The sequence below is a fragment of the Massilia sp. WG5 genome (assembly GCF_001412595.2).
Taxonomy (GTDB): Bacteria; Pseudomonadota; Gammaproteobacteria; order Burkholderiales; family Burkholderiaceae_D; genus Telluria.
This window is the reverse complement of the sequence record NZ_CP012640.2, coordinates 477,893-502,890: the sequence shown is the minus strand read 5'-3', so window position 1 is coordinate 502,890 and position 24,998 is coordinate 477,893. Positions and strand designations below refer to the sequence as shown.

The window sequence follows — 24,998 nt, the reverse complement described above, 5'->3', positions numbered from 1 at the left end:
AGTAACCTCGATTGCTCTAGTGTCGCGATCTCGGGAGATGAACTGTGCCAATTGACCATGTGCAACCGGACGGACAGGAGTCGCTGAAAATACCGGTGGTCCACGAGGAAGTGCAGGTCGAAAAGCGGGTCATCGATACGGGGCGCGGCGTGCGTATCCACAAGACTGTCGCCGAGCATCCCTGCCATATCGACGAACGCCTCCTGCGCGACGAGGTCGAGGTCAGCCATGTCCCGGTGGACCGCATCGTCCCTCTCGACGCTGCGCCCGCCACGCGCTATGAAGGCGATACCCTGGTGGTGCCCATCCTCGAAGAAGTGCTCGTGGTCGAACGCCGCGTGCGCATCAAGGAGGAAGTCCGCATCACCCGTACCCGGCGCGAGGAGCGCCACGCGGAAACCGTCATGCTCAAGTCCGAGCAGGTCAGCGTGGAGCACTTCGACGAGGCCGGCGGCCGTCCATCAGAGTGAACTCTCAACCGGAGGATCTACCATGCAACATACCCTAGTAGCGGTTTTCGACAACCGTAGCGACGCCCAGAATGCGATGGACGAACTGCTGGCTTCAGGTTTCACCACTGCCGACGTCAACGTCTCCAGTGCCGACCCGACCGGCCAGACCAGCAGCCTGACCGGCGATACCCCGCATACCAGCGAAGTCCACGAAGGCATCGGCGCCCAGATCAAGCATTTCTTCACCGGCCTGTTCGGTTCGGACAACGACGATCACGTCTCGCGCTATTCCGACGCCGTCACCCGCGGCCACCACGTCCTGACCGTGGTCACCGAGTCCGAACCGGAAGTCGAACGCGCCGCCGACGTCATCGAGCGCTTCGGCCCGGTCGACCTGGACGAACGCCACGACCTCACCGGTTCGGCCAGCTCGCTCGATCCGGCCATGCTGGCGGCCGGCGCCAGCTCGGGCAGCGGCCTGCAGAAGTCGTCCTCGATGTCGCAGCAGTCGGGCGAGTACCGCGAGCCGTCCTACGGTGCGGGCTCGCTGAGCGGCGAAGTGGGCGAGCGCAACTCCTTCGCCACCCAGGACCTGAACGATCCGGTGCCGAAAGGCCAGACCTACCAGGAACCGATGGGCGGCTCGATGCGCGCCGGCGATTCGCTGCAGGCGGGCGGCTCTTCGGACACCAACATCGCCGGCAATACCCTGGATACCTCGCGCGGCTCGACGCTGCAGGGCGGTTCGCTGCAGGGCACCTCGTCGCTGCAGGGTTCGAGCGACGCTTCGCTGGGCGGCACCATCCAGACCGGCTCGATGCAGCGCGACATGGGCGAGCAGCTCAACGAGCAGCGCAGCACCGCGATCCCCGTGGTGCAGGAAGACCTGAAGATCGGCAAGCGTGAAGTCCAGCGCGGCGGCGTGCGCGTGTTCTCGCGCGTGGTCGAGACCCCGGTCAATGAGAGCGTCAACCTGCGCGAAGAACACGTGAACGTGGAACGCCGCCCGGTCGACAAGCCGATTTCCAGCGCCGACTCCGCCGCGTTCAAGGAACAGTCGATCGAAATGCGCGAAAAGGCCGAGGAAGCCGTGGTGCAGAAAACGGCGCGCGTGGTCGAGGAAGTCCTGGTGAACAAGGAAGTCAGCCAGCGCCAGGAGAGCATCAGCGAGAGCGTGCGCCACACCGAGGTGCAGGTCGAATCGCTGGGCGCCCGCGACGACGACACCTATTTCCGCAACGACTGGAAGACCAACTACGCCAGCCTGGGCGGCACTTACGACGACTACGCGCCGGCCTACCAGTACGGTTCGGAGATGCGCCGCGATGCGCGCTACCAGGGCCGCAACTGGGACGACATCGAGTCCGACCTGCGCAGCGACTGGGACACCCGCTATGGCAAGAGCGGCGCCTCGACCTGGGAGAAGATGAAGGCCGCCGTCCGCCGCGGCTGGGACAAGATCACCCCGGACACGGATGACGACAGCCGCTATCGCAGCCACTACGACAGCAACTACGCCGGCACCGGCAGCAGCTACGACGACTACGCGCCGGCCTACCAGTACGGTTCGGAGATGCGCAGGGACGCCCAGTACCGTGACCGCGACTGGAACGACGTCGAATCCGACCTGCGCACCAACTGGGACCGCAAGAACGTCGGCCAGCCCTCGACCTGGGAAAAGATGAAGGCCGCGGTCCGCCACGGCTGGGACAAGGTGACCCCGGACGGCAACGACGATTCCTACTACCGCAGCCACTGGTCGAACAGCTACGGCACCTCGGGCGATACCTACAACGACTACGATCCTGCCTACCGCTACGGTACCCAGATGCGAAGCGACGCCCGCTACCAGGGCCGCAGCTGGGACGAGGTCGAGTCCGACCTGCACAGCGACTGGGATACCCGCTACAGCAACAATGGCGTGTCGACCTGGGAAAAGATGAAGGCCGCGGTGCGGCACGGCTGGGACAAGGTGGCGCACTGATTCTGCTGGTAGCGCCATGCAGAACGCCGGCCGAGGCCGGCGTTTTTATTTTGTACGCGCCGCTTGACGCCGCCAAAGCCGGGTTCGTCACGAAAATCGATGACCGCTGCCCGGTGGATAGGCCCTGGTCCCGCGGAATATCATGTGCTCGACTTCATTGCGCGAACCGGTCTGGACCGGAATCGTCACCGGCACCAGGTTGGGACTGCTGAGCGGCGAGCGAAGCACTACTGCGCATGCACGTCATACGCCCACGGCCGGAGCTGCCGGTCACGCTGCTGGAAGCGGTCGACAGCGGTAGTCATGCCCAGCGTCTGGTCGACTTCATCCAGGCCGCTCAGCAGGGCTTCACGCTGGTCTGCCGGTATCCGGAAGGCGATCGTCCCCGTCGACGCCATCGACACGGTACAGGCCCGCAGGTCCACGGTCATGGTCTCGCCGCGCGCCGCCCCGCCGGCAAGGAGATCGACCTGCGCGCGGTCCAGCCGGATCGGCAGGATGCCGTTCTGTAGGCAATTTCCATAGAAAATATCCCCAAAGCTGGGTGCGATGATGCAGCCGATGCCGAACTCCTGAAGCGCCCAGACCGCCATCTCGCGCGAGCTGCCGCAGCCGAAATTCGATCCGGTAAGCAACACCTGCGCCGCGCGGTACGGTTCCCGGTTCAGGATGAAACCGGGCTCCTCGCTACCGTCCGGCCGGTAGCGCAGCGCCTCGAACGCCCAGGGAGCGAACTCCCCACGCTTCAGTTTGGCGATGCGCTCGATGCGGACGATCACGTCGGTATCGATACTGTTCTCCATCAGGGGCGCGGCGTGGGCCTCGATCGTGCTGAACGGTTTCATGCCTCGGCTCCGATGGTGCCAGGGTGGGCGATGGTGCCCGCGATGGCGCTGGCGGCGGCGATGGCCGGGCTGGCCAGGTGGGTCATCGCACCCGGCCCCTGGCGTCCGACGAAGTTGCGGTTCGAGGTCGAGACGCAGCGCTGTCCCGGCGCAACGAGGTCGCCGTTGGCGCCCACGCACATGGAGCAGCCCGGCTCGCGCCACTCGAAGCCGGCATCCAGGAACACGCGGTGGAGACCCTGGTCCTCGGCGGCGCGCTTGACCGCCAGCGACCCCGGCACCACCCAGCCGGTGACGCCGGCGGCGATGCGGCGTCCCTTGACGATGGCGGCCGCGGCCTGCAGGTCGGACAGGCGGCTGTTGGCGCAGGAACCGATGAAGACGCGGTCGATCGGGATCCGGTCGATGCGCTGGCCCGGCTGCAGGCGCATGTAGTCGAGCGCGCCCTGCAGCTGAACGCGGCGAACCGGATCGTGCTCGTGCGTGGGATCGGGCACCAGTCCATCGATCGCCGCCACCTGCTCGGGGCTCGTGCCCCAGGTCACCTGGGGCCGGATCGCACCCGCATCGATCTCGACCTCCCGCTCGAACGCCGCCTCCGGGCCCGAGCGCAGCCGCTCCCAGCCGGCGACGGCCGCCTCGAATTGCTGGCCCTGCGGCGCGTATTCGCGGCCGCGCAGGTAGTCGTAGGTCACCCGGTCGGGGGCGACGATACCGAACTTGGCGCCCAGTTCGATCGCCAGGTTACAGATCGTCATGCGCGCCTCCATGTCCAGCGCGCGGATCGCGGGACCGGCGAATTCGACCGCGTAGCCAGTGCCGGCCGACGCGCCGAGCGCGCCGATCGAGTGCAGGATCATGTCCTTGGCCGTGACCCCGGCACCGGCGGTGCCCTTGAAATGGATGCGCATGGTCTTCGGGCGGCGCTGGCGGATGGTCTGGGTGGCCAGCACATGCACCAGCTCCGACGAGCCGATGCCCCAGGCGATGGCGCCGAATGCGCCGTGGGTGCAGGTGTGGCTGTCGCCGCACACGATGCTCAGGCCGGGCAAGGTCAGGCCCAGCTCGGGACCGATCACGTGAACGATGCCCTGGCGCCCATCCTCGATGTCGAAGCGGGCGATACCCAGGCGCGAGGTCTGCTCGCGCAGCGTATCGACCATGGCGCGGCTCCACGCTTCGTCGCCGCCGCTGCGTCCCGGACGGGTCGAGATCACGTGGTCGAGCGTAGCGAAGGCCAGCTCCGGGTTGCGCGGGACGAGGCCGCGCTGCCCGAGCTGCGTGATCGCCGCCGATCCGGTCAGCTCGTGCATCAGATGGCGGTCCACGTGCAGCAGGCTCACGCCGCCGGGCAGCACCGCAACCTGGTGCATGTCCCACAGCTTGTCGAATAAAGTATCCGGCACTCCTGTTTCTCCGGTTCAGGCGCCGCGGCGCAGGTGGCGGTCCCAGCGCAGCAGGCACAGGCTCACGCCGGTGGCGAACAGGAACAGCATCACCGCCAGCGCCATGATGGTGGGCGCGTCGTTACGCTCGATGGCGCGCATCAGCAGGTGGCCGATGCCGCGCTGCGACGCGAACATTTCGCCCAGCAGGGTGCCGAGCAGGGTCAGCGAAAAGCCGATGCGCAGGCCGGCCACGATTTCCGGCACCGCGGCCGGGATCAGTACATGCAGCGCGCCCTGCACCGCGCTCAGGCGATGGGTCCGGATCGAACGCATGTACACCGGACGGATATTGCGCACCGCGGTCATGGTAAAGATCGTCATCGGGATGATGCCGTGCAGCGCACCGAAGGCCGTCTTGGCCGAGATGCCCAGGCCAAACACCAGCAGCACGATCGGGTAGAGCGCGATTTTCGGGATCGAATACAGCGCGATCAGGAGCGGCTCGAACACGTCGCCGGCCAGCCGGCGCGCGCCGAGCAGCACGCCGAGCACGGTGCCGCCGACCAGCGAAATGCACAGGGCGGTGCCGAAGGCCTTCGCGGTCTCGAGCAGGTGCCCGCCGAATTCCGGATCGCTCGCCTGCGCCACGATCTGCTGCAGCGTACGGAGCGGATCGGCCAGCACGGCCGCGCCGAAGGCCCAGCTCGCCCCCTGCCAGCACGCCAGGATGACGGCCACCAGCAGCAGGCTGTCGGACCAGCGCGGTGTGCCCGCCGCCATGTGCATCCTGGTTTGCAGCCGGGTTTGCGAGGTCATGGCAGCTCCTTCAGCACGCGGCGCTGGTACAGGCGTTGTTCGGCGCTGTACAGCAGCAGGTTGATGGCGCCCACGAACAGCAGCAGCAAGAGCATCAGCCCGTACATGGTCGGGTTATCGAAATTGTTGTAGGCGTAGGCGATCTGGTAGCCGAACCCGGCGCCGGAGAGCACGAACTCGCCGCCGATCACCGCGATGAAGGAATATACGATGGCCAGCTTGACGCCGGTGAACACGAAGGGCAGGCTGGCCGGCAGCGTGATCAGCCGCACTTCGTCGACGCGCCCCATGCGCAGCATGCGCGCAGTACGCAGCATCACTTGCGGCACCCGTTCCAGCCCGTTGAGCGTATTCACCGCCATTGCCACCACCGCAAACAGGAAGCCCAGAGCCACCAGCGGCCAGCGGTTCAGTCCGAACAGCACGATCAGCATCGGGTAGAGCACGAAGATCGGCACCGCGTAGTACGACAAGAGCAGCGGGTCGAGCACGCGCCGCAGCCGCGGCAGCTTGAACAGCAGCACGCCGAACAGGAAGCCGAACACCACCGCCAGCAGTACCGCGCTGCCGGCCGCGTACAGGGTCAGCAGGATGTCGGCCTTGTACGTACCGGACAGCAGGATGTTCCAGGCGCTGGCCGCCATGCTTGACGGCGCGATAAAGGAGACCGGGTCGATCCATCCGAGCCGGCTGGCCGCTTCCAGCAGCAGCACGGCGCAGGCGACGACGACGCAGCGCAGCAGCGGCACCCGGTAGCGGTACACGACCGGCGCGATGCCGCCGCGCTGCGCGGGCGCCGGCCGGGCAAGCGTGGCCGCGCTCATGGCTTTCCTTCCAGCGCCTTGAGCGACTCGACGCGCAGCATGCTCCAGATCTTCGCCTGCAGGGCGCCGTAGCGCGGGTCGAGCGCGGTCTGGGCGTCGCGCTCGCGGCTCCAGCCGGTGTCCACGATCTCGAGGAAGGTGCCCGGTCGCGAAGACATCACGCCGATGCGGTCGGACAGCAGCACCGCTTCGTCGATCGAGTGCGTGATCAGCATGACGGTGGAGCCGGTGTCGCGCCACAACTTGAGCATTTCCTCGCCCATCAGCAGGCGCGTCTGCTGGTCGAGTGCGCCGAACGGCTCGTCGAGCAGCATCAGGCGCGGCCGCATCACCATGGCGCGCGCGATGCACACCCGCTGGCGCATGCCGCCCGAGAGTTGCGAAGGATAGGATTTCGCGAAGCTCGCCAGGCCCATGAAGGCGAGCGCGTGGTCGACCCGCTCCATGATCTCGTTTTCCGCCAGGCCGGCGCGGCGCGCACCGAAGGCGGCATTGTCGTGGACCGACAGCCAGGGGAAACTGGCGTCCTCCTGGAACACCACGGCGACGCCCTCGGGCACTTCGCCGTCCACCGGATTGCCTTCGAAGTGGACGCTGCCGCCCGAAGGCGCGCACAGCCCGGCGATCAGGTCGAGCAGGGTGGATTTGCCGCAGCCCGACGGACCGACCACGGAGAAGAATTCGCCTTCGCGCAGCTCGAACGACACCGGTCCTAGTGCGTGGAAAGGGCGCCCGCTGTCGCGCGCCGCGAATACCCGCGTGGCGTCCTTGACGGCGACGTGGACCCTTGCGGCTGCGCCCGCCTGGGTGCGCTCGGCTGGAAAAGGAATCATCTGTGCGGTCCTCATTTGCGCTGGTCGGCCGGGAGCTGGCTTTCATCGACGATCTTGCCCCAGTCGAAGGGGCCAGGCTCGACGGCCTTCACCAGCGTCAGGCCGGCCAGCATGGTGTTCATGCCTTCGTAGTCCAGCTTGCCGGTGCTCCAATACGTACCTTTGGCGGCGAGGATGTCGTTGATCGCGGCCTTGGCGACCTCGGGCGGCATCTTGTACTGCCTGGCCAGGATGTCGCCGGCTTCCGCAGGGTTCTTCAGGATGAATTCGACGCCCTTGCGGCGCGCGGCGATGATCGCCTTGATGATCCCCGGATTCTTCTTCAGGTAGTCGGTGCGGACCACGCCCACGGTCTGGGTGGCGCCGGGCAGCATGTCGGTGGAGCGGATCACCATTTTCAGGCCGGCTTTTTCGCGGCTGTACATGGGCTCGGTCGCGTAAATGACGTCGAGGGCGCCTTCGCGCAGCGCGGTCAGGGCCGCCGCCGAACTGCCGGCCGCCTTGCGCTGCACGTCGTTCAGGATCCCGGCCTTGCTGAGCGCCATGGTCGAGACCATGTCGGTTACCGACTTCGGGCTGCTGAAGCCGAGCTTCTTGCCTTTCAGGTCGTTGATCGACGCCAGCGGCGAGCCGGCCTTGGCCACGAAGTAGATGTCCGCCAGGCTGAGCACGCCGCCGTGGACGATGGTCAGATCGACCCCTTGCTTGACCGCGGCGATCGCGGCCGGCAGCGCCACTTCGCCGTAAGGAATCTCGGAAGCCATGGCGTTGCGCACCGTCGTGCCGCCGCCCTGGGAGGTGATGAAGCCGGTGACGTCGATCCCGGCCTCCTTGAAGTAACCTTTTTCCAGGGCCACTGCGAACGGCGCCCCGTACATGCCGTCGGCCCAGTGGGTAACGGTCAGGTTGACCGCGCAGGTGGAGGCGCTGGCGACAGCGAGGGCCAGCAGCAGGCCGGCGGCGGCAGGCTTAAATGTGCGGAAGAGTTTCATTATTTTGTCTCCTGTTAAAAGAATTAGCTACTGGCCTTGTGCGCTTGCGAGTGCCGGCCATTGTTGTTGTGACAAAGCTTGCCCTGTAGCTCGTGGATCAGCCTCCTTTCACGGACGCGGCGGCCTGGCGCCGCTCGCGCTGACGGCGCAGCCAGGGGCTGGCACCGCCGCCGAGCGAGCGTTGCAGCCTGGTTTCGGCAAATTCGACGGCGGCCAGAAGTCCCTCAAGGTCGATCCCGGTGGAATAGCCGCAGGCTTCGGCCATCAGCACCAGGTCTTCGGTGGCCAGGTTGCCGGCCGCGCCGGGCGCGAACGGGCAGCCGCCGATGCCGCCGGCGCTCGCATCGAAGCGGCGCACGCCCGCCTCGAGCGCGGCCCAGGCGTTGGCAACGGCCATGCCGCGGGTATCGTGCAGGTGGATTGCCAGATGCGCAATAGGAACGACATCGGCGAGCGCATCGATGTGCTCCCGGACCGCGTCCGGCGCCGCGGCGCCGATGGTGTCGGCGATCACGATTTCCTGGGCGCCCGCAGCCAGCATCACCGTCGCCAGTTCACGCAGCCGCGGTAGCGGGGTAAGGCCCTCGAACGGGCATTCGAAGGCTACCGCCAGGTAAGCGCGCGTGGCCAGGCCGAGTGCGCGCGCCTGGCGCAGCGTGTCGGCGCTGGCCGCCGTCGCCTGCTCCAGGCTCATATTGATGTTCTTTAAGTTCATGGTGTCGGTGACCGACAGCACGACCGCGATTTCGCGGGCGCCGGCTGCCGCCGCGCGTTCCAGTCCCTTCAGGTTCGGCACCAGCACCGAGGTACGCAGCGTGGGCTGGGCGGGGATGAGCTGCGCCAGCAGGTCGGCCGCATCCGCCATTTGCGGCACCGCCCTGGGCGACACGAAGCTGGTGGCCTCGACGCTGGACACGCCGGCATCGGCGAGCAGGCCGATCAGCTGGAGCTTGTCCGCCGTCGACAGGTGTACCGGCTGGTTCTGCAACCCGTCGCGCGGGGCGACGTCGGTGATGAAGATCGGTTCCATGGCCGGGCTCCGTTCAGGCGATCGCGCCGCTGCGCTGCAGTTCGCCGATGGCGGCGGCAGAATAGCCGAGCAGGCTGCTCAGCACCGACTGCGTGTGTTCGCCCAGTTCCGGTGGGCGCGTGAAGGCGGCCGGGGCGGCGGCCGACAGCTTGACCGGATTGCCGGGCATGCGGACTTTTTTCCCGGACGCGAGCGTGACTTCGACCACCATGTCGCGTGCCTGCACCTGGACGTCGTTCAGCGCATGTTCGAAATTGTTGACCGGACCGCAGGGAATTCGCGCAGCGCGCAGCTTGTCGAGCCAGAACGCGGTCGATTCGGTCTTCATGGCCGCGCCGATCACGGCCTCGATCTGCGCCTTGGCCGCGAAGCGCACCGGTTGCTGCATGTATTCGGGCTTGCGCAGCTCCGGCAGGTCCATCGTCTCGGCGAAGCGCCCGTAAAACGCGTCGCCGATGCAGGCGACGATCACATGGCCGTCGCTGGTGGCAAAGCTGTTGTAAGGCACGTGCACGAAATGGCCGTTGCCGATCGCACCCGGGACGATGCCGGACATCAGGTGCATCGTTGCCATATAGTTGAGCATCGAGATCTGGGCATCGAGCATCGACACGTCGACGTGCTGGCCACGTCCGCTCTGTTCGCGTTCGGCGAGCGCGGCCAGCACGCCCATGGTGCCGAAGATGCCGCCGCCCAGGTCGCCGATCGGGATGCCGCTGCGCACCGGGCCGCCGTCGGTGGTGCCGGTGATCGACATGCCGCCGCCCATCGCCTGCACCACCTGGTCGAAGGCCGGGCGGTGGATTTCGGGACCGGTCTGGCCAAATCCGGTGACCGAGCAGGTGATGATGCGCGGATTGATCTGCGACAGCGCCGCATGGTCGATGCCGAGCCGTCCGGTGACGCCGACGCTGAAGTTGTCGTACACCACGTCCGCCTTGCGCACCAGGTCGAAGAACACGGCCTTGCCGGCGTCCGACTTCAGGTCGACACAGACGCTTTCCTTGTTGCGGTTCAGGGTCAGGTAGTAGGCGCCCATGCCGTCGGTCGAGTAATCAGGGTCTTTCTCGAGCAGGCGGCGGGTTGCTTCGCCGCTCACCGGCGGCTCGACCTTGATGGTGCGGGCGCCCAGGTCGGCCAGCAGCATCGTGCCATAAGGACCGGACAGCATGTGGGTGAGATCTAAAACAGTGATGTGTTCGAGTGCCATGGTCGTCTCTGTCGTTGTTGTTGTCTTCACCCTTGCATGGACTGTGCCACCTGATGTCGTCGACGCCAAGTGCTTGTTTTTTATGAAAATATAATTTTTATGGCGGCGGACGGGCGTTTCATGAAACAATGGTGACACATCCTTGGTGTCGCATTGACACGACGCATTGACACGAGTCCTGCATGCCCGATCACGCCGCCGTCTCCGCCGTCCGCCCGCGCATCTGTTTTCTGGGCTACCGCCATGTCGCCCAGCTGGCCGCGCCGGTTTTCGGCGAGTACGCCCATCGGGCCGATATCGAAGTGGTCGAGGCCGCGTTCGATCCGGCATTGTCGATTGCGCGGGAGCGCATCAAGAGCGGCGCGGTCGACGTATTCCTGAGCGCCGGCGCGAACGGCGCGATTTTGCGCAAGAACGTGGCCGCACCGGTGGCGATCATCCAGCTCGACGGGTTTTCGCTGCTGCAGGTGCTGCTCAGGGCTCGGGCCATCTCGGCCCGCGTCGGCGTGGTCATGTACGGTCGCACGATTCCTGAACTCGACGACATCAAGACCCTGCTCAAGCTCGAGGTGGTGCAGTACGCCTACGAAACCACCGACGAGGCGCGGCGCTGTTGCGCGCGACTGAAGGCCGACGGTTTCGAGGTGATCGTCGGCTCCAGCGTCGTGGTCGAGATTGCCGAAGGGCAGGGCATGCATGGCCTGTTGGCCTATTCGCTCGCCAGTGTGCGGCGCGCGCTGGAGGATGCCATCGAACTGGCGCGGGTGACCCGGCTCGAGTCGGGTCGCTACCAGCAGCTCAACGGCGTGCTCGGCAACCTGCAGGATGCCGTGCTGGCGGTCGACCGTCGCCACCGCGTCATCGCCATCAATCCGCGCATGCAGCAGTTATTGAACAAGCCCGGCATGCCGCTGCTGGGCAAGCGTCTCGACGAAATCGAGCCGGAACTTTCGCTCGAGCACACGATGGAACACGGCGCCGAGGAGCGCGCCGTGGTGCTGCGCTTTGCGCGGCGCGACTGGATTGCCAACCGCACCCCGATCCGCGAATACGGCGAGCTGGTCGGCGCTGCCCTGACCCTGTATGACGCGCAGGTGATTGCCGAGGCCGATACCAGCCTGCGTATCCAGCAGCGCAAGCGCCAGGCGGCTGCCAGATGGAACTTCGACGACCTGATCGGAGACAGCCCACCCTTCCTGCGCGCCATTAACAGCGCGCGCCGCTTTGCCCGCACCGACCTGACGGTACTGATCGCCGGGGAAAGCGGGACCGGCAAGGAGCTATTTGCGCAGGCGATCCACAACGCCAGCCCGCGGGCGGGACAGCCTTTCGTTGCGCTCAATTGCGCGGCCTTTCCCGAGACCTTGCTGGAAAGCGAACTGTTCGGCCATGAAGAGGGCGCCTTCACCGGCTCGCGGCGCGGCGGCAAGCGCGGCCTGTTCGAGACAGCCCACACCGGCACCCTGTTCCTCGATGAAATCGGCGACATGCCGTTGACGCTGCAGACGCGGCTCCTGCGCGTGCTGCAGGAGCGTGAAATCGTGCGTGTCGGCGGGGTGGCGGCGATTCCGGTCGATGTGCGGGTGATCGCCGCCACCCACCAGCCACTCGAGGAAATGATCGCCGAGCGCCGCTTTCGGCAGGACCTGTACTATCGGATCAATACGCTGCGCCTGGCCTTGCCCGCGCTGCGCGAGCGCAGTGGCGATATCGCGCCGCTGGCCGGCGCCCTGATCGCGCGCTCGCTGGCTCGTCTCGGCAGCAAGCGCGACGCCGCGGCGTCGCTCGAGCCGCTGCTGCCGGCGCTGGCGGCCTACGAATGGCCGGGTAATGTACGCGAACTCGAAAACATCGCCGACCGGATCGCGGTGTACCTGATCCAGTTCGACGAGGGCGATGGCATTGATTACGAGGGCTTGGGTGACGACTGCCCGGAACTGTTCCTGGCGGCGCAGGGCGCCGCGGAAGGCGCGGACGGCGACATGGGCGCGCGCCTGGCACGGGAGTTGGAGAGGTGCAACGGCAACCGTGCGCTGGCGGCGCACCGCCTCGGCATCAGCCGTTCGACGCTGTGGCGCTGGATGAAGCAGGCGCAGGCACAGTAAGTCAGGAAGCTTCGGTCAGCGGCAGGCTGATCCGGTTGCGGCCCATGTGCTTGGCACGATACAGGGCGGCATCGGCGGTGGCCACCAGGTCGCTGGGACCGTTGTCCGGCGAGGCCAGCGCAGTCGCGGCGCCGATCGAGACGGTCACGTGCAGGCCGGCGGCCAGGCGGTTCGGCACCTGCAGCTGCTCGACGCGGGTGCGGATGCGCTCGGCGACGCTGGCGGCGCCCTTCAGCGACTGGTTCGGCAGGATCACGGCGAATTCCTCGCCGCCATAGCGGGCGACGAGGTCGTTCGCGCGCATCTCGCTGGCGACGGCGGTGGCGATGCGTTTCAGGCATTCGTCGCCGCCGAGGTGGCCATTGGCATCGTTGAAGGCCTTGAAGTTGTCGACGTCGACCATCAGCAGCGACAGCGGCTGGCCCTGGCGCTGGGCGCGCGCCCATTCGGCCTGCAGGGTGTCGTCGAAGCAGCGGCGGTTCGCCAGGCCGGTCAGGCCGTCGCGCGTGGCCAGCTGCTCGAGGGCGATCTGGGCCAGCTTTTCGTCGGTCAGGTCGCGCAGGGTCTCGACCACGGCGGTGAGCCGGCCGCGTTCGTCGTAGATGGGGCTGGCGTCGGCGGCGAGGTAGCGGCGGCGCCCCACGCGCGGCATGTCGAACCAGCTCTCGGCCGACACGTGGCCAGGCTGGCTGGTGGCGCTGCGCGGATGAATGCTGGGAATATCGCCGGCACGGTCCTGGATCAGCATGTCCGCAAGCGTCGGGCGCTGCTCGTCGAAGAAGCTGCGCCAGTGCTCGCGCGTGCCGATCACCTCGGCGGCCGGAACGCCGGTGAGGCGTTCGCAGGCGCGGTTCCAGATCATGACGCGGCAATTGGTGTCGAGCACGAAAATGGGAATCGCCAGCATCTCCATGAGCTGGTGCGCGAAGGCCCGGTCTCCGTTCGTGCCGGAGGAATCCATCAGCCGCTGAATGGTTGTCATGCCTGTCATATGCCGTCCTTTGACCTGTCCGTTGGGCAATCAGTTGATTGCCGACAAGGTCCGATTTTGCTGCACGGCACATGACGCCTTATTGATTTAAGGCAAGAACGTTTTGGCACAGGAATTTTCCGAGCGCGGGCCGTTCACCCCGCCCTGGAGCTCACCCGGGCTCGGCGGCGCGGACTTCCTTGCGCAGGCTGTGACTCAGGCGGTCGAGGCGCGAGCGCAGCAGTTCGAAGCGCGTGCGGACGGCCTGGTCGGCGCCGCAGCGCTGCTGGATCTGGGTCAGTTCGGCCTGGATGATCACCAGCTGGCCGGCCGGGTCGCCGGCGCAATCGCCGGTGGCGCGCGCCGCCATGCGGGCCAGGAGCAGGTCGGCTTCGGCCAAGGCAAGGTCGGCCTGGCTGCGTGCCGACTGCTCGCGGCACAGCGCGGCTTCGAGCCCGGCGATCTGGTCTTCGGTGCGTACCCGCCGGAACAGCGCCGCGAACAGGATGCCCGGGCCCAGCAGCAGCAGGGCGGCCGGGCCCAGGCGTGCGGGCAGGGCGGGCATGCCGGCATCCGCGCCGGCGCAGCACAGGCCGATCAGCAGCAGAGTTGCGATCAGCACACCCCAGGCCTGGTGCGAGACTATCTTCATGCTTGCCCTCCTAAAGTCGTAGGAACTTTCCGCCAAGAAAAGGTACGTCTTTCCGAGTGGACAGTTTTTGCCAGAGGTCAAGAAAATGGAGGTCTACTGCAGCCCCGCCGGGGCGAGGTATAATGGAAGGTTGACGAAAGGCTTAACCGGACTTTTACCGTGACTTACAGCATCAAAGAAATTTTCTACACACTGCAGGGCGAGGGCGCGCATGCCGGCCGGCCCGCGGTGTTCTGCCGCTTTTCCGGCTGTAACCTGTGGACCGGGCGCGAGAGCGACCGCGCCAGCGCCGTGTGCCAGTTCTGCGATACCGATTTCGTCGGCACCGACGGCGAGCGCGGCGGCAAGTTCAAGGATCCGGCCGCCCTCGCAGCCGAGATCGACGGCCTGTGGCCGGACACCCATGCGGCCAGCAAGTACGTCGTCTTCACCGGCGGCGAGCCGCTGCTGCAGCTCGACAAGCCGCTGATCGAGGCCATGCACGCGCGCGGCTTCACCATCGCGATCGAGACCAACGGCACCCTGCCGGTGCCGGAAGGCGTCGACTGGATCTGCGTCAGCCCGAAGATGGGCTCGAAGCTGGTCGTCGGCAAGGGCAACGAGATCAAGGTGGTGATCCCGCAGCTTGGCCAGGACCTGGCCGCCTACGAGCGCCTCGATTTCGACAACTTCTACGTCCAGCCGATGGACGGTCCGCTGGCGGCCCAGAACACCCGCCTGGCGATCGAGACCTGCCGCCGCAATCCGAAGTGGAAGCTGAGCATCCAGACCCACAAACTCCTGCAAATTCCCTGAGCCTCATTGGCGTATTTATGCTGACCATTACCCGCAAGCTGGAATTCGATGCCGGCCATCGCATCCCCGACCACAAGAGCCAGTGCCGCAACCTGCACGGCCACCGCTACACGCTCGAAATCACCCTGACCGGCGCCGTTATCGATTCGGAAGGCAATTCCGACAATGGCATGATCATGGATTTCTCGGACATCAAGGCGCTCGCCAAGGAACACCTGGTCGACGTCTGGGACCACGCCTTCCTGGTGTACGAGAAGGATGAGGCGGTGCGCGACTTCCTGTCCAGCCTGCCGGGTCACAAGACCGTCGTCATCGACCGCATCCCGACCGTCGAGAACCTGGCCCAGGTCGCCTGGGGCATCCTGAAGGCCGCCTACACCGACCGCTACGGCACCGGCCTGCGCCTGCAGAAGCTGGTGCTGCACGAGACCCCGAACTGCTGGGCCGAGATCACCGATGCCTGATTCGACCTTGCCCGAGCCGGCGTCCTGCGAGCGTGAAGGCGATGGCGCCTGGATGGCGCTCGCCCTGCTCGAGGCGCGCAAGGCCTGGGCCGCCGGCGAGGTGCCGGTGGGCGCGGTAGTCGTCAAGGATGGGGAAGTGATCGCCGTCGGCTTCAACCAGCCGATCGGGCGCCACGACCCGACCGCGCATGCGGAGATCGTCGCGCTGCGCGCAGCCGCCGAAAAGCTCGGCAACTACCGCCTGCCGGGCTGCGAACTCTACGTGACGCTCGAACCCTGCGCCATGTGCTCGGGCGCGATGATGCATGCGCGCCTGGCGCGGGTGGTGTACGCCGCCACTGACCCCAAGACCGGGGTCTGCGGCTCGGTGCTCGACCTGTTTGCGCGCGAAGAATTGAACCATCACACCGAGGTCGTCGGCGGCGTACTGGCCGACGAAGCCGGCGCCATGCTGAAGGGCTTCTTCGCCGAACGCCGCGCAGCACGCAAAGCCCTCCCGTAACGCCCCCGATTTGCCGAAAATGGTATGCTGGTTTCACGCCGCCTGCATGGCGGTACGGAGACTCGCGTGAAACTATCGGATACCTTCCAGCACTGCTTCCGCTCAGGTTCGGCTCACGGCCGATGCCGACGGTGTTGCCGCCATGCCTAGCCTGAACGCCAACGGCATCCGCATCGCCTTCGACACCGCGGGCGATCCGAAAGCCGTCCCCTTGCTGCTGATTTCCGGCCTCGGCCTGCAATTGACGGCATGGCCGGACGAGTTCGTCGAAGGCCTGGTCGAGCTCGGCTTTTACGTGATCCGTTACGATAATCGTGACACTGGCCTGTCCACCAAGTTCGAGCATGCCGGCACGCCGAGCCTCGGCCTGGCCTGGCTGAAGTCGCGGATAGGCTGGCCGATCCGCCCGCCCTATACCCTCGAAGACATGGCCGACGATGCGGTCGGCGTGCTGTCGGCGCTCGGGGTTGCGCGCGCCCACGTGGTGGGCGTCTCGATGGGCGGCATGATCGCGCAGCTGATGGCGGCCAAATATCCGTCGCGGGTACTGAGCCTGACGTCCATCATGTCGAGCAGCGGACGGCGCGGCCTGCCCGGGCCCACGCCCGCCGTCAAGCGCGCCATGATGCGCCGCCCCGGTACCGATATCGATGCGATGATCGAGCACGGCGTGCGCCTGCTGCAGGCGATCGCCAGCCCGACCTATCCGACCCCGGAAAAGCAGCTGCGCCGCCGGGTTGCGCGCGCGCTGCGCCGCAACTGCTGTCCCGGCGGCGTGGCGCGCCAGATCCTGGCCGTGGCCGCCAGCGGCGACCGCAGCCCGCAACTGCACACCATCGCCGTGCCGACCCTGGTGATCCACGGCGCCGCCGACCCGATGGTGCCGCCGGCCTGCGGCGTGGATACGGCCGAGGCGATCCCCAATGCCCGCCTTGAGATGATCGAAGGGATGGGGCACGATCTGCCGGCCCAGTTGCTGGAGAGATTGCTTGCCTTGATCGACGCGCATGCGCACGGTAAGATGACGCCAGACTCGACACCACGGCTCTTCGTCAAACAGTGATCACTCCCCAACCAGTCCAGCGGCTCGGCATCGCCGTGGTCGCACCGGGCGGCTATGCGCCCGACGCCGAAGCCGTACCGCGCGGCATCGCCCGCCTCGAATCCCAGGGCATCCTGGTCCGCAACTACTACGAACACGAGCAGCGCCACCTGCGCTTCGGCGGCACCGACGAGGCGCGCCTGGCCCAGCTGAACGCCGCCGCCGCCGACCCGGAGGTCCAGGTCGTGGTCGCGCTGCGCGGCCAGTACGGCATGACCAGGCTGCTGCCGCACATCGACTTCGACCGCATGGCGGACAGCGGCAAGATCTTCGTCGGCTTTTCGGACATCACCGCCTTCCACATGGCCCTGTACGCCAGGCGCCGCGCCATCAGCTATGCCGGCCCGATGTTCGCCGGTGATTTCGGCGCACCCGAGCCCGTCGATTTCACCCTCGACGATTTCTGGCGCTGCCTGGCCGGTCCGACGCATGCCGTGACAGGGCAGGGCGCCGGCAATCCGGCGCTGGACGTGAGCGGCACGGTCTGGGGCGGCAACCTGGCGATGATGATGTCGCTGGCCGGCACCCCGTACTTCCCGGTCATCGACGGCGGCATCCTGTTCCTCGAAGACATTGCGGAGCATCCCTACCGCGTCGAACGCATGCTGCTGCAGTTGATGCAATCGGGCGTGCTGGCGCGCCAGCGGGCCATCGTGCTGGGCGATTTTTCGGGCTATCGCCTGTCGCCTGCCGACAATGGCTACAACTTTGACGAAATGCTGGCCTACCTGCGCGCGACCCTGCCGTGCCCGGTGCTGACCGGACTGGCGTTCGGCCACATCCCGCGCCGGGTGACGATTCCCTTCGGCGCCCAGGGACAGCTGGTCTCGAGCGAGGCCGGCTGGCGACTGACGATGTCCGGCTACCCAACAGTTCAACTAGGCTAGAAGTGACAATGCGTGAGAATTCATCTCACGCCGTGCCGTAGACTGGGTAGTAAAAGGACTGCCCATGCCGATCCGCTTTGCCGCCTTCGCGGCCTGTCTCCTCGCCTGCGCGCCAGTCGAGGCGGCCGCACCGCCTCAAGCGCCAGCTTCCGCGCAGGTTCCCGCTGAGGTTCCCGCGTATGCGCCGCTCAAGGAGCGCGTCTGCAGCGACTGCCCGATGCCCAGGCCCGGCATCGCACTGCCGCGTCATGCCGTCGTGGTCGGCACGTGGGGCTTCTTCAACCAGGGTACCGATTTCCAGGTGCTCGATCTCGACACCGGCACGCTCGTGCATGCCTTCGTTCCGGCTCCCGCCGTGCCCGGCCGGCAGCAGCCGAAGGGCAAGCGCAGTACGGTCACGCTGCCCAGGTCGGCGCTCCCGCCGCTGGTGGCGCTTGCCAACCGGATATGGGCCTATCCCCAGCCGATCCCATCGCGCAGCGCTACCGATATCGCCTGGAATCTGTGGCTCATCGACGGTCGGCAGGTGCGGCACGAAACCGGCGCCGGCCTGCCGGCCGGCCTGGCGGCGGAATGGATGCATTGCGTCGACAAACTGCTCGGCGCCGAGCATTCCTCCCTGCATCAAAGTCCTCGCTAAGCCGTCCTTTTTCCGCGTTTCTTGCGCCGTGCAGACGCCGGAGGCGGGCGGATGCCGGCGCACTACGCTTTGCCGCTTGGGCGATGGTAAAATGCGCGGTTAATCGAAAACTCCCGCAGGAAGGTAAGCCCAGTGCTCAGTACAGCCAACATTACGATGCAGTTCGGCGCCAAGCCGCTCTTCGAAAACATTTCCGTCAAATTCGGCGACGGCAACCGTTACGGCCTGATCGGCGCGAACGGTTGCGGCAAGTCGACTTTCATGAAGATCCTGGGCGGCGACCTCGAGCCGTCCGGCGGCAACGTCTCGCTCGACCCGGGCGAGCGCCTCGGCAAGCTGCGCCAGGACCAGTTCGCCTACGAAGACGTGCGCGTGCTCGACGTGGTCATGATGGGCCACACCGAGCTGTGGAACGCGATCGCCGAGCGCGACGCGATCTACGCGAACCCGGATGCGACCGATGACGATTACATGAAAGCCGCCGAGCTCGAAGGCAAGGTCGCCGAATACGACGGCTACTCGGCCGAAGCGCGTGCCGGCGAGCTGCTGCTCGGCCTGGGCATCGCCACCGACCTGCACCATGGCCCGATGAGCGCCGTGGCGCCGGGCTGGAAGCTGCGCGTGCTGCTGGCCCAGGCCCTGTTCTCGGATCCGGACATCCTGCTGCTGGACGAACCGACCAACAACCTGGACATCCACACGATCAGCTGGCTGGCGGACATGCTGAACCAGCGTAACTCGACGATGATCATCATCTCGCACGATCGTCACTTCCTGAACTCGGTCTGTACCCACGTCGCCGACATGGACTACGGCACGCTGAAGGTCTATCCGGGTAACTACGACGACTACATGGAAGCGTCGACCCAGGCCCGCAACCAGCAGCTGGCCAACAATGCCAAGGCCAAGGAAAAAGTGGCCGAGCTGCAGGACTTCGTGCGCCGCTTCTCGGCCAACAAGTCCAAGGCCCGCCAGGCGACCTCGCGCCTGAAGATGATCGACAAGATCAAGATCGAAGAATTCAAGCCGTCTTCGCGCGCCTATCCCTTCGTGCGCTTCGAAGGCGAGAAGAAGCTGCACCGTCTTGCCGTCGAGACCGAAGGTCTGAGCAAGTCCTACGACCGCACGCTGTTCAAGAACTTCTCGATCGCGATCGAAGCCGGCGAGCGCGTCGCCATCATCGGCGCCAACGGCGCCGGCAAGACCACGCTGCTGCGTTGCATCGGCGGTCACGAAGTCACCGGCCTGGATGGCGACACCGGCCGCATCAAGTGGGCCGAGAACGCCAATCCGGGCTATATGCCGCAGGATCCGACCGAGGAATTCGCGACCGACCTGAACCTGACCGACTGGATGGGGAACTGGACCAAGGAAGGTGACGACGACCAGGCCGTGCGCTCGATCCTGGGTCGCCTGCTGTTCGGCGGCGACGAAGTCAAGAAATCGGTGCGTGTGCTGTCCGGCGGTGAGAAGGGTCGCATGATGTACGGCAAGCTGATGCTGGGCCGTCACAACGTGCTGATGCTCGACGAGCCGACCAACCACATGGACATGGAATCGATCGAGTCGCTCAACATCGCGCTCGACAAATATGCAGGCACCCTGATCTTCGTGTCGCACGACCGCGAATTCGTCTCCTCGCTGGCGACCCGCATCCTCGAAGTCAAGGAAGACCGTGTCATCGACTTCCAGGGCAATTACGAAGACTACCTGAAGAGCCAGGGTCTCGAATAATATATTTCGTGACGCGTCCGGAAAATCACGTGGGCACGTGGTGCCCACCCTGCGGATCGCGCCAGGGTGGGTGCCACGTGCCCACGCAACATGGTGAATCAATAATGAATGCCATAACTCCCATCAAAACGTTTGAATACGACCGCCCCGTCGGCGGCGTCTGTTCGACCTCGGAAGCCTGGGCGCGCGTGCCGTCGCCCGTCGAGGCGGCCGACAAGGAAGCCCTGAAAGAGCGCATCCGGCGCCTGCTGAAGGAAAAAGAGGCCGTGCTGGTGGCCCACTACTACGTGGACGGCGACCTGCAGGACCTGGCCGAGGAGACCGGCGGCTGCGTCTCCGACTCCCTCGAGATGGCGCGCTTCGGCCGCGACCACCCGGCCAGGACCCTGGTCGTCGCCGGCGTGCGCTTCATGGGCGAGACCGCGAAGATCCTGAGCCCGGAAAAGACGATCCTGATGCCGGACCTGGACGCGACCTGCTCGCTGGACCTGGGTTGCCCGGCCGACGAGTTCGCGGCCTTCTGCGACCAGCATCCCGACCGCACCGTGGTCGTCTACGCCAACACCAGCGCCGCCGTGAAGGCGCGCGCCGACTGGATGGTGACCTCGTCGATCGGCCTGGACATCGTCGACCACCTGCACAAGCAGGGCAAGAAGATCCTGTGGGCGCCCGACCGCCACCTCGGCGCCTACATCCAGAAGAAGACCGGCGCCGACATGCTGCTGTGGCAGGGTTCCTGCCTGGTCCACGACGAATTCAAGGGCGTCGAGCTCGACCTGCTGCGCGCCCAGTATCCGGACGCGAAAGTCCTGGTGCACCCCGAGTCGCCGGCCAGCGTGGTCGAACAGGCCGATGCGGTCGGCTCCACCACCCAGCTGATCGACGCGGCCCGCAGCATGGATGCGAGCACCTTCATCGTCGCCACCGACAACGGCATCCTGCACAAGATGCGCGCCGCCGCGCCGGGCAAGCATTTCATCGACGCGCCGACCGCCGGCAACAGCGCAACCTGCAAGAGCTGCGCCCACTGCCCATGGATGGCGATGAACGGACTGGTCAACCTGGCCGCCGTGCTGGAAGCGACGGACGGCCGCAACGAGATCCACGTCGATCCGGACACCGGCAGCCAGGCCAAGCGCGCCATCGACCGCATGCTCGATTTCGCCGCCGCCAAGAAGGCCAAGGCCCTGCCGACCGGTTCGCTGGAGCAGGAAAGTAAACTGTTTTCGGGAATCGGTCCGGCATGAGCAATCTTCGTAATCCATTCGCCGCAGAAGGCGCATTCGACGACAAGCTGCAGGCAGCCTTCGAGCAGAACCTGCTGGCCGCGCTGCTGGAAGACGTCGGCACCGGCGACCTGACCGGCAAGCTGGTGCCGGAAGAGCCGCGCGCGAAGGCGCGCGTGATCGTCCGTGAACCGGCCGTGCTGTGCGGCGCGCCCTGGTTCGAGGGCATCATGCTGGCCGTCGACCAGGACATCGAGATCGACTGGCAATATGCCGAGGGCGACCTGATGAGCGCCGACAGCGTGGTCTGCACGATCGAAGGGTCGCCGCGCTCCCTGCTGACGGCCGAGCGCGCGGCGCTGAACTTCCTGCAGCTGCTGTCCGGGGTCGCCAGCGCCACGCGCACCTACGTGGACGTGATCGCCGGCACGCGCGCGAAGATCCTGGACACCCGCAAGACCCTGCCGGGCCTGCGCCAGGCCCAGAAGTACGCGGTGCGCGTGGGCGGCGGCGCCAACCAGCGCATGGCCTTGTACGACGGCATCCTGATCAAGGAAAACCACATCGCCGCGGCGGGCGGCATCACGGCTGCCCTGAACGCGGCGACGGCGCTGAACGCCGGCGTGACGATCCAGGTCGAGGTGGAATCGATCGCCGAGCTGGAAGAAGCGCTGGCGGCCGGCGCCGTGTCGATCCTGCTCGATAACTTCGACCTCGAGATGATGCGCGAAGCCGTGCGGATCAACGACGGCCGCGCGCTGCTCGAAGCATCCGGCGGCATCAACATGCAGACCGTCCGCGCGATCGCCGAGACCGGCGTGGACCGCATCTCGGTCGGCAGCCTGACCAAGGATGTGAAGGCGACCGACTACTCGCTGCGGATCGTCGGCTGACGGGTACGATGGCGGCGCATCCGCATCCCTGTCCGGACGACGCCGGCGAGATCGTCACGATCCACCGTCCGAGCCGCCCGACCCACGCGGGCAGCTGGAGCGATCCGGCGGTGGTCGCCAGCGTGGTGCCCGGCGGGGCCATGCCGGCCACGCTGAACGGGCTCGCGCCGTCACCGTGCGCACTGGTCCTGCCGGCAGTCGGCGAGCTGATCCCCGAGCCGGAATTCGCCCTGCCACGGGGATTGAAAGCGGCCGCCGGCGCGGTCGTGGTCGAGGATGACGGCCGCGTCTGGCTGGTTTCGCCGACCAACGGCTTCGGCGGCTATACGGCCACTTTCCCGAAAGGCCGGGTCGACCCCGGCAGCCCGCTGCAGCAGACGGCCGTGCGCGAAGTGTTCGAAGAGTCCGGCCTGGTCGTGCGCCTGGAGGCGCACCTGGTCGACGTGCGCCGCACCCAGACCTACACCCGCTACTACGTCGCGAAGCGGATCGCCGGCTGTCCGTCGGCGATGGGCTGGGAAACCCAGGCGGTGCACCTGGTGCCGGCCGCGCGGCTCGCGGAGCTCGCCACGCATCCGAACGACGCCGCGATCATCCGCGCCCTCGACGACTGGCTGCTGCGCCGCCAGGCCGGCTGACCCGGTCGGTCGCTAGACCCCGCTATTGCTCGCTGCTGCCATCGCCTCGGCCTGCGGGCTGCGCAGGTGCAGGTGCTCGCCGACCTTCGACGCGATCGAATCGATGGCGGTGATCACCTGGTCCGGATGCACGTAATGCGTCATGTGGCCGACGCCGGGTTGCAGCTGCAGCTCGCTGTCCGGAATGCGCTCGCTCAGGCGTTCGGAATTGTGGCTGAAGTCGGCAATCAGGTCGCGGGTGCCGGCCATGACGACGACCGGGACCTTCAATTCCGGATAGCGCTTGGCCAGCGACATCGCGGACGGGATCATCATGGCGGTTTCGGCGGCGCTGGCGCGCAGTTGCGACGGGCGGAGCATCATCCACACCGGCAGCGCGCGGAAGCGGATATCGACATCCTGTGGCGCGAAAGCCCGCTTCGAAATCGGCCGCCACAACATCCGTCCGACCAGCGGCGATACCGTATAGCGCATCAGGTCGCCGATCACCGGAATGGCCGGCCCGGAGCTCAGCACGTCGGCGCGCAGGCTCGGATAGTAATAGCCGGACAGCAGCACCAGGCCGCGCACGAAGTCCGGCGCTTCCAGCGCCATCGACAGCGCAACCAGCGTGCCCCAGGAGTGGCCCAGCACGATGGCCGAATCCACATGCAGCTGCTGCAGCGCATGGTGCAGCAGGCGGGCTTGGGCCTGCGGCGTCCAGACCGTCTTGCGCGGACGCTCGCTGTAGCCGAAGCCCGGCCGGTCGAAGGCGATCACGCGATAATGTTCGGCCGCCTTGTCCAGCAGGCCGCTGTGCTCGAAGTCCTCGGCCAGTACGCCATTGCCGTGCAGGAGCACCAGCACCGGACCTTCGCCGCGCTCGATGTAGTGCAGGCGCACGCCGTCGACCTCGATGAAGCGCCCCTGCGGCGGATTCTCGGCCTCGGCCTGTTTCGTTTTCGCACGCACGTAGAAAAAGGATGCGGCAAGTCCGAGTCCGGCCGCGGCGGCGCCGATCTGCCAGCCTTTGATGTTATTCGTCACAATGTTCCCCCGTCGAGTTGAATGGATGGCGCGACTCTTTCAGATCCAGCCCGTGCCCGTTCGAGCAGCTCGACCACGAGCGGTAGTACGCGCTCGCTGGATTCTTCGATTTTTATGTCGAGCAAGTCATCGGCGCGTGTGCGGCCGAGATTGATGGCGGCGATCGGCTTGCTGCTGGCCTGGGCCAGGCGGCAGAAGCGAAAGCCCGAATAGACCATCAGCGAGGAGCCGACCACCAGCAGCGCGTCGGCGCGCTCCATCTGGTCGAGGGCGATGGCGGTGCGCGCGGGCGGGACGTTGTCGCCGAAAAAGACGACGTTCGGCATCAGCGTGCCGCCGCAGCAGGTGCACCAGGGCAGGCGAAAAGCGGCGAGTTCGGCCGGCTCGACCGAGGCGTCGCCGTCCGGCAGCGGGGTCGCGTCCGCATGCAGCATGTGCGGATTGGCGTCGGCCAGCTGTGCCTGCACGAAGGCGCGCGGGAACAGCGCCGAGCATTCCAGGCAGATGACCGAATGGATATTGCCGTGCAGCTCGAGCACGCTGTGGCTGCCGGCCTGGCCGTGCAGGCCGTCGACATTCTGGGTCAGCACCGAGCCGACGTGGCCGATCTTCTCCAATGCTGCGATCGCAAAATGCCCGGCGTTCGGGCGCGCCCGCGACAGGACCGGCCAGCCGATCATGCTGCGCGCCCAGTAGCGCTTTCGCACGTGCTCGTACTTGCGGAAGTCCGGCCCGTGGATGGGCGGACGGCCGCGGCGCGTGCCGTCGCGGTCGCGGTAATCGGGAATCCCTGAGGCCGTGGAGAGCCCGGCGCCGGTCAGGACCAGCGCGCGCGGGTGGCGATCCAGGAACTCCGCCAGCTTTTGAGCATGATCGTGCGCGGCGTCGTGAGCGGTAAAACCTTCAGCCATCGTGGCGATTCCTCGTGGTGTTCTTCCCATGGGATCGTAACACCCTTACTGACGGGACGGACACACGATACCGGCCGGG

Annotated in this window: 25 protein-coding genes; 13 read left to right on the top strand and 12 right to left on the bottom strand. The window is 66.5% G+C overall.

Going from position 1 to position 24,998, the window contains the following annotated elements:
* The first annotated feature begins 44 nt into the window (after nt 1-44).
* Together AM586_RS02285 and AM586_RS28710 are read left to right on the top strand one after the other, a co-directional pair.
* Nucleotides 45-470, top strand: a complete 426-nt coding sequence (locus AM586_RS02285) for a DUF2382 domain-containing protein (protein WP_047825178.1) — start codon at nt 45-47, stop codon at nt 468-470.
* A 22-nt stretch (nt 471-492) separates the two neighbouring features.
* A complete protein-coding gene (locus tag AM586_RS28710; RefSeq protein WP_229412947.1) occupies nt 493-2,436 on the top strand; it encodes a YsnF/AvaK domain-containing protein in 1,944 nt (647 codons plus the stop codon).
* Nucleotides 2,437-2,663: 227 nt separating this feature from the next.
* Here the strand turns inward: AM586_RS28710 and leuD are convergent, their stop codons facing one another.
* From leuD to AM586_RS02240, 8 genes are all read right to left on the bottom strand, one after another.
* Complete coding sequence (leuD, locus tag AM586_RS02275) at nt 2,664-3,281, bottom strand: 3-isopropylmalate dehydratase small subunit (RefSeq protein WP_047825177.1); 618 nt, start codon at nt 3,279-3,281, stop codon at nt 2,664-2,666.
* On the bottom strand, nt 3,278-4,687 hold the full coding sequence (gene leuC / locus AM586_RS02270; protein WP_082439603.1) for a 3-isopropylmalate dehydratase large subunit: 1,410 nt from the start codon (nt 4,685-4,687) through the stop codon (nt 3,278-3,280). The genes leuD and leuC overlap by 4 nt, the downstream gene beginning before the upstream one ends.
* Before the next feature lie 15 nt (nt 4,688-4,702).
* Entirely contained in the window at nt 4,703-5,485 is a 783-nt protein-coding gene (locus AM586_RS02265; protein ID WP_229411172.1) for an ABC transporter permease, read from the bottom strand.
* A complete protein-coding gene (locus tag AM586_RS02260; RefSeq protein WP_082439602.1) occupies nt 5,482-6,309 on the bottom strand; it encodes an ABC transporter permease in 828 nt (275 codons plus the stop codon). The genes AM586_RS02265 and AM586_RS02260 overlap by 4 nt, the downstream gene beginning before the upstream one ends.
* The gene (locus AM586_RS02255) at nt 6,306-7,142 is read right to left on the bottom strand and encodes an ABC transporter ATP-binding protein (RefSeq protein ID WP_047825175.1); all 837 of its coding nucleotides are present in this window, start codon (nt 7,140-7,142) and stop codon (nt 6,306-6,308) included. Before AM586_RS02255 ends, AM586_RS02260 begins: the two co-directional genes overlap by 4 nt.
* Before the next feature lie 11 nt (nt 7,143-7,153).
* Nucleotides 7,154-8,134, bottom strand: a complete 981-nt coding sequence (locus tag AM586_RS02250; RefSeq protein WP_047825174.1) for an ABC transporter substrate-binding protein — start codon at nt 8,132-8,134, stop codon at nt 7,154-7,156.
* Between the two features lie 97 nt (nt 8,135-8,231).
* Nucleotides 8,232-9,164 carry a hydroxymethylglutaryl-CoA lyase gene (locus AM586_RS02245; protein ID WP_047825173.1) on the bottom strand — a complete coding sequence of 311 codons (933 nt, stop codon included), beginning with the start codon at nt 9,162-9,164 and terminating at the stop codon, nt 8,232-8,234.
* A 13-nt stretch (nt 9,165-9,177) separates the two neighbouring features.
* Complete coding sequence (locus AM586_RS02240) at nt 9,178-10,374, bottom strand: CaiB/BaiF CoA-transferase family protein (protein WP_047825172.1); 1,197 nt, start codon at nt 10,372-10,374, stop codon at nt 9,178-9,180.
* A gap of 182 nt (nt 10,375-10,556) precedes the next feature.
* Between AM586_RS02240 and prpR the strand changes: the two genes are divergently transcribed.
* Nucleotides 10,557-12,479, top strand: coding sequence for a propionate catabolism operon regulatory protein PrpR (gene prpR / locus AM586_RS02235; protein WP_047825171.1), 1,923 nt, complete (start codon nt 10,557-10,559; stop codon nt 12,477-12,479).
* A 1-nt stretch (nt 12,480) separates the two neighbouring features.
* On the opposite strand, the gene AM586_RS02230 is transcribed toward prpR, so the two are convergent.
* Complete coding sequence (locus tag AM586_RS02230) at nt 12,481-13,461, bottom strand: GGDEF domain-containing protein (protein ID WP_229411171.1); 981 nt, start codon at nt 13,459-13,461, stop codon at nt 12,481-12,483.
* Between the two features lie 160 nt (nt 13,462-13,621).
* Nucleotides 13,622-14,101 (bottom strand): hypothetical protein, encoded by a 480-nt coding sequence (locus tag AM586_RS02225; protein WP_047825169.1) that lies wholly within the window; start codon nt 14,099-14,101, stop codon nt 13,622-13,624.
* Nucleotides 14,102-14,260: 159 nt separating this feature from the next.
* On the opposite strand from AM586_RS02225, the gene queE reads away from it, so the two are divergent.
* The 10 genes from queE to AM586_RS02175 all read left to right on the top strand — a co-directional run bounded on the left by queE (nt 14,261) and on the right by AM586_RS02175 (nt 22,982).
* On the top strand, nt 14,261-14,896 hold the full coding sequence (queE, locus tag AM586_RS02220; protein ID WP_047825168.1) for a 7-carboxy-7-deazaguanine synthase: 636 nt from the start codon (nt 14,261-14,263) through the stop codon (nt 14,894-14,896).
* Between the two features lie 17 nt (nt 14,897-14,913).
* Complete coding sequence (gene queD, locus AM586_RS02215; RefSeq protein ID WP_047825167.1) at nt 14,914-15,360, top strand: 6-carboxytetrahydropterin synthase QueD; 447 nt, start codon at nt 14,914-14,916, stop codon at nt 15,358-15,360.
* Nucleotides 15,353-15,862 carry a tRNA adenosine(34) deaminase TadA gene (gene tadA, locus AM586_RS02210; protein ID WP_047825166.1) on the top strand — a complete coding sequence of 170 codons (510 nt, stop codon included), beginning with the start codon at nt 15,353-15,355 and terminating at the stop codon, nt 15,860-15,862. Before queD ends, tadA begins: the two co-directional genes overlap by 8 nt.
* A 142-nt stretch (nt 15,863-16,004) precedes the next feature.
* Nucleotides 16,005-16,925, top strand: a complete 921-nt coding sequence (locus AM586_RS02205) for an alpha/beta fold hydrolase (protein WP_047825165.1) — start codon at nt 16,005-16,007, stop codon at nt 16,923-16,925.
* Nucleotides 16,925-17,851, top strand: a complete 927-nt coding sequence (ldcA, locus tag AM586_RS02200; RefSeq protein WP_373887939.1) for a muramoyltetrapeptide carboxypeptidase — start codon at nt 16,925-16,927, stop codon at nt 17,849-17,851. Before AM586_RS02205 ends, ldcA begins: the two co-directional genes overlap by 1 nt.
* A 64-nt stretch (nt 17,852-17,915) precedes the next feature.
* Nucleotides 17,916-18,491 carry a hypothetical protein gene (locus AM586_RS02195; protein ID WP_156328212.1) on the top strand — a complete coding sequence of 192 codons (576 nt, stop codon included), beginning with the start codon at nt 17,916-17,918 and terminating at the stop codon, nt 18,489-18,491.
* A 132-nt stretch (nt 18,492-18,623) separates the two neighbouring features.
* Nucleotides 18,624-20,225, top strand: a complete 1,602-nt coding sequence (locus AM586_RS02190; RefSeq protein WP_082439601.1) for an ABC-F family ATPase — start codon at nt 18,624-18,626, stop codon at nt 20,223-20,225.
* A gap of 104 nt (nt 20,226-20,329) precedes the next feature.
* Nucleotides 20,330-21,472 carry a quinolinate synthase NadA gene (gene nadA, locus AM586_RS02185; protein ID WP_047825161.1) on the top strand — a complete coding sequence of 381 codons (1,143 nt, stop codon included), beginning with the start codon at nt 20,330-20,332 and terminating at the stop codon, nt 21,470-21,472.
* Complete coding sequence (gene nadC, locus AM586_RS02180; RefSeq protein WP_047825160.1) at nt 21,469-22,344, top strand: carboxylating nicotinate-nucleotide diphosphorylase; 876 nt, start codon at nt 21,469-21,471, stop codon at nt 22,342-22,344. Before nadA ends, nadC begins: the two co-directional genes overlap by 4 nt.
* An 8-nt stretch (nt 22,345-22,352) precedes the next feature.
* Entirely contained in the window at nt 22,353-22,982 is a 630-nt protein-coding gene (locus tag AM586_RS02175; RefSeq protein WP_047825159.1) for an NUDIX hydrolase, read from the top strand.
* Between the two features lie 12 nt (nt 22,983-22,994).
* Here AM586_RS02175 and AM586_RS02170 read toward each other — a convergent pair whose 3' ends face one another.
* Together AM586_RS02170 and AM586_RS02165 are read right to left on the bottom strand one after the other, a co-directional pair.
* Nucleotides 22,995-24,008, bottom strand: coding sequence for an alpha/beta fold hydrolase (locus tag AM586_RS02170; RefSeq protein WP_047825158.1), 1,014 nt, complete (start codon nt 24,006-24,008; stop codon nt 22,995-22,997).
* Complete coding sequence (locus AM586_RS02165; RefSeq protein ID WP_047825157.1) at nt 24,005-24,919, bottom strand: NAD-dependent protein deacetylase; 915 nt, start codon at nt 24,917-24,919, stop codon at nt 24,005-24,007. The genes AM586_RS02170 and AM586_RS02165 overlap by 4 nt, the downstream gene beginning before the upstream one ends.
* Nucleotides 24,920-24,998: the final 79 nt, after the last annotated feature.

Excerpts from the sequence above, each read along its gene's own strand:
- AM586_RS28710 (WP_229412947.1), top strand. The coding sequence starts at position 493 with ATGCAACATACCCTAGTAGCGGTTTTCGACAACCGTAGCGACGCCCAG.
- leuD (WP_047825177.1), bottom strand. The coding sequence starts at position 3,281 with ATGAAACCGTTCAGCACGATCGAGGCCCACGCCGCGCCCCTGATGGAG.
- AM586_RS02265 (WP_229411172.1), bottom strand. The coding sequence starts at position 5,485 with ATGACCTCGCAAACCCGGCTGCAAACCAGGATGCACATGGCGGCGGGC.
- AM586_RS02260 (WP_082439602.1), bottom strand. The coding sequence starts at position 6,309 with ATGAGCGCGGCCACGCTTGCCCGGCCGGCGCCCGCGCAGCGCGGCGGC.
- AM586_RS02255 (WP_047825175.1), bottom strand. The coding sequence starts at position 7,142 with ATGATTCCTTTTCCAGCCGAGCGCACCCAGGCGGGCGCAGCCGCAAGG.
- AM586_RS02250 (WP_047825174.1), bottom strand. The coding sequence starts at position 8,134 with ATGAAACTCTTCCGCACATTTAAGCCTGCCGCCGCCGGCCTGCTGCTG.
- AM586_RS02245 (WP_047825173.1), bottom strand. The coding sequence starts at position 9,164 with ATGGAACCGATCTTCATCACCGACGTCGCCCCGCGCGACGGGTTGCAG.
- AM586_RS02240 (WP_047825172.1), bottom strand. The coding sequence starts at position 10,374 with ATGGCACTCGAACACATCACTGTTTTAGATCTCACCCACATGCTGTCC.
- prpR (WP_047825171.1), top strand. The coding sequence starts at position 10,557 with ATGCCCGATCACGCCGCCGTCTCCGCCGTCCGCCCGCGCATCTGTTTT.
- AM586_RS02230 (WP_229411171.1), bottom strand. The coding sequence starts at position 13,461 with ATGACAACCATTCAGCGGCTGATGGATTCCTCCGGCACGAACGGAGAC.
- AM586_RS02225 (WP_047825169.1), bottom strand. The coding sequence starts at position 14,101 with ATGAAGATAGTCTCGCACCAGGCCTGGGGTGTGCTGATCGCAACTCTG.
- queD (WP_047825167.1), top strand. The coding sequence starts at position 14,914 with ATGCTGACCATTACCCGCAAGCTGGAATTCGATGCCGGCCATCGCATC.
- tadA (WP_047825166.1), top strand. The coding sequence starts at position 15,353 with ATGCCTGATTCGACCTTGCCCGAGCCGGCGTCCTGCGAGCGTGAAGGC.
- AM586_RS02205 (WP_047825165.1), top strand. The coding sequence starts at position 16,005 with ATGCCTAGCCTGAACGCCAACGGCATCCGCATCGCCTTCGACACCGCG.
- AM586_RS02195 (WP_156328212.1), top strand. The coding sequence starts at position 17,916 with ATGCCGATCCGCTTTGCCGCCTTCGCGGCCTGTCTCCTCGCCTGCGCG.
- nadA (WP_047825161.1), top strand. The coding sequence starts at position 20,330 with ATGAATGCCATAACTCCCATCAAAACGTTTGAATACGACCGCCCCGTC.
- nadC (WP_047825160.1), top strand. The coding sequence starts at position 21,469 with ATGAGCAATCTTCGTAATCCATTCGCCGCAGAAGGCGCATTCGACGAC.
- AM586_RS02175 (WP_047825159.1), top strand. The coding sequence starts at position 22,353 with ATGGCGGCGCATCCGCATCCCTGTCCGGACGACGCCGGCGAGATCGTC.
- AM586_RS02165 (WP_047825157.1), bottom strand. The coding sequence starts at position 24,919 with ATGGCTGAAGGTTTTACCGCTCACGACGCCGCGCACGATCATGCTCAA.